This is a genomic window from Variovorax sp. 01T439_2 (assembly GCF_056398445.1).
Genome location: NZ_JBFTPJ010000668.1, coordinates 1 through 3,350, shown reverse-complemented (window position 1 = coordinate 3,350; position 3,350 = coordinate 1). Strand labels below are relative to the sequence as shown.

3 protein-coding genes are annotated in these 3,350 nt (G+C 64.7%); all 3 read left to right on the top strand.

What is annotated here, in order from left to right; all coding sequences use genetic code 11:
• Positions 1 to 168, top strand: a 168-nt coding sequence (locus AC1DOC_RS25525) for an EthD family reductase (protein ID WP_478130746.1), incomplete at its 5' end; no start/stop codon positions are given.
• Positions 169 to 195: 27 nt separating this feature from the next.
• Positions 196 to 1,623: an aldehyde dehydrogenase family protein gene (locus tag AC1DOC_RS25520; RefSeq protein ID WP_015866009.1), complete on the top strand. Its 1,428-nt coding sequence runs from the start codon at positions 196 to 198 to the stop codon at positions 1,621 to 1,623.
• A 117-nt stretch (positions 1,624 to 1,740) separates the two neighbouring features.
• Positions 1,741 to 3,350: 3-(methylthio)propionyl-CoA ligase (locus AC1DOC_RS25515; RefSeq protein ID WP_478130745.1), on the top strand; the 1,610-nt coding region annotated here is incomplete at its 3' end.

The window sequence follows — 3,350 nt, the reverse complement described above, 5'->3', positions numbered from 1 at the left end:
GCACCGGCCTCGCCGCCCGCCTACGTCGCGATGGGGCATCTTTTTTTCGGGTCGCTCGACGCGTTTCTCTTCGCCTTCGGGCCGCACGCCGGCGCCATCGCCGCGGACATTCCCAACTACACCAACGTGAAGCCGACCGTCCAGATCAGCGAAGTCCTGGTCGGCTGACCCGGGACGTACAAGAACGAGATCCCAATGAGGACATACGACAAGTTTTTCATCAACGGCTCTTGGATGGCCTCCCGGTCCCGCGAGTTTGCCGACGTGGTGAATCCGTCTAGCGAAGCAGTCATCGGGCGCGTCTGCATGGGCGATGCCGACGACGTGGCCGCTGCGGTGGAAGCCGCTTCTGCCGCGTTCGACAACTGGGCGAACACCCCGCCCGCCGAGCGCGCTGTCTGGCTCATGAAGATTCAGGCCGGTCTGCAGGCACGCGCAGAGGAGATCGCGCAACTGATCTCTGCGGAGGTGGGTACGCCCATCGGGTTCTCGCGGTTCGCCCAGGCGGGCCTGCCCATCGGCTCCTTCGGCGTGGCCGCGCAATTGCTGGGCGACTACGCATTCAGCGAGTCCGTGGGCAACTCCGAAGTGGTGCGCGAAGCCGTTGGCGTGGTCGCCTGCATCACGCCGTGGAACTACCCGCTGCATCAGATCGCGGCCAAGGTGGCGCCGGCATTGGCTGCCGGCTGCACCGTGGTGTTGAAGCCTTCGGAAGTCGCACCGCTGAACGCTTTCCTGCTGGCCGAGGTCATCGAATCGATCGGTCTGCCCGCAGGTGTCTTCAACCTTGTGTGCGGCGCCGGTCCCGTGGTGGGCGAGGCGCTGGCGTGCCACCTGAAGGTGGACATGGTGTCGTTCACGGGCTCCACCCGGGCCGGCAAGCGCGTCTCCGAACTGGCCTCCCAGACCGTCAAGCGGGTGGCGCTGGAACTGGGCGGAAAGTCGGCCAACATTCTGCTGGACGACGCCGATTTCAGCCACGCCATTCCGGGAGTCATCCAGGCCTGCTATCAGAACTCCGGGCAAACCTGCACCGCGCACACGCGCCTGCTTGTGTCCGAGAAGCGCTACGAGGAGGCTGCCGCACTGGCTGCCAAAGCGGCACGCCAGACCCGGATCGGCGATCCGTTCGCAGCCGAAACGAACCTGGGCCCGCTCGTCTCCGAGACCCAGCGCGAGCGCGTGCGCAGCTTCATCCGGAAGGGCATCGAGGAGGGCGCGGAGCTGCTCGCGGGCGGCGCTGAGGCGCCGCGCGACCTGCCCGTCGGCTACTACGTCAAGCCCACCGTGTTTGGGCGCGTGACATCCGACATGACCATCGCACGCGAAGAGATCTTCGGGCCCGTGCTGTCCATCCTGACCTACCGGGACGAAGACGATGCAGTACGCATTGCCAACGACTCCGTGTACGGGCTGGGTGGCGGCGTTTGGAGCGGCAATGTCGAGAGCGCCAAGCGTGTAGCGCGCCGGTTGCGCACCGGCCAGGTCGAGATCAATGGCGGCGGCTTCAACCTGATGGCGCCATTCGGTGGCTACAAGCAATCGGGCAACGGGCGCGAGCTGGGCAAGTTCGGCTTCGAGGAATACCTCGAATACAAGTCGATGCAGATGCCACCGCGCTGAGTCGCCGGCACCGGCACGTGATGCGGGGCAGGGCGCGCGACACGCGGCCTGCCCGGCTTGGCCCCTGCGCATCGCTCGCAGCGACACACACAACAAGAACGAGATGGAAGACACAAGATGACTGACGACATACACCGGTTCCTCCCTGGACAGATGATGAGCACCCCGTTGCTCATCTCCGCCATCCTGCAGCGCGCCGACCGGTATTTCGGCGATGTGGAGGTGGTGTCGCAGTTGTCTTCCGGCGGCACGCATCGCTACACCTATCGCGACTGTCATCGTCGCGCGCGCCAGCTTGCTGCAGCCATGGTGACACAAGGCATGCGCATGGGCGACCGCGTTGGCACGCTTGCATGGAACAGCTACCGGCACCTGGAGGCCTACTACGCGGTGGCGGGTGCGGGCTCGGTGTTGCACACGCTCAATCCGCGCCTGTTCCAGGAGCAGATCGTCTACATGGTCAACCATGCGCAGGACGGTTGGCTCCTGTTCGATCCGGCCTTTGCCAGGCTCGTCCAGGCCATTGCACCGCATTGTCCGGGCGTGAAGGGATGGATCGCGCTGTGCGGGCGCGACGAGATGCCGCAGATGGATGGCATGCCGGCGTTGCTGTGCTACGAAGAGTTGCTGGACGCCAGTGCGGACACCTACGAATGGCCGCAGTTGGATGAGAACGCCGCTTCGGGCCTGTGCTACACATCGGGCACAACGGGCGATCCCAAGGGTGTTCTCTACTCTCACCGATCCACCGTCCTGCATGCCATGTCGTCCTCGCTGCCCGATTCTTTCGGGTTGTCGGCGCGGGACGTGGTCTGCCCCGTCGTCCCGATGTTTCACGTCAACGCCTGGGGGTTGCCTTATGCGGCGGCGATGACCGGCGCGAAGCTTGTCCTTCCCGGGGCGGCGCTGGACGGAGCCTCGGTGTACGAGCTTTTCGAACGGGAGGGCGTGACCTTCTCGGCGGGAGTGCCGACGGTGTGGATGGGCTTGCTCGACCATGCCGCCAAGCAGGAAGCCGGTTTCTCGACCTTCAAGCGCACCGTGATCGGCGGCTCCGCGTGTCCCGCCGCGATGATGAAGGTTTTCCGCGAGCGCTACGGCATTGAGGTCGTCCATGCGTGGGGCATGACCGAGACCTCGCCGTTGGCCACCACCGGCAAGCTGTTCGCCAAGCACGACAGCCTTCCCGAGGCAGAGCGGCAGGCGATCCTCGGCAAGCAAGGCACCACCATCGTCGGTGTCGACATCAAGATCGTCGATGACGAAGGACGAGAACTGCCTTGGGACGGCGAGACGGCGGGCAACCTGATGGCCAAGGGTCCGTGGGTCGTCGAGCGTTACTTCCGCGACGCAGCGTCGGCGACGAACGTCGATGGCTGGTTCAACACTGGCGACGTGGCCACCATCGATGCCGACGGCTACTTGAAGATTACCGACCGCAACAAGGACGTGATCAAGTCCGGCGGCGAATGGATCAGCTCCATCGAACTGGAGAACCTCGTGATGGCGCACCCGGCCGTGCAGCAGGCGGCCTGCATCGGCGTCTATCACCCCAAGTGGGATGAACGGCCTCTGCTTGTCGTCGTGAAAAGGCAAGGCGCCGCGCTGGAGAAAGAGCAGCTGCTCGATTTCCTCGACGGCAAGGTTGCGAAATGGTGGCGGCCCGACGAGGTGGCGTTTGTCGAATCGCTGCCGCTGGGTGCCACAGGCAAGGTGCTCAAGAACAA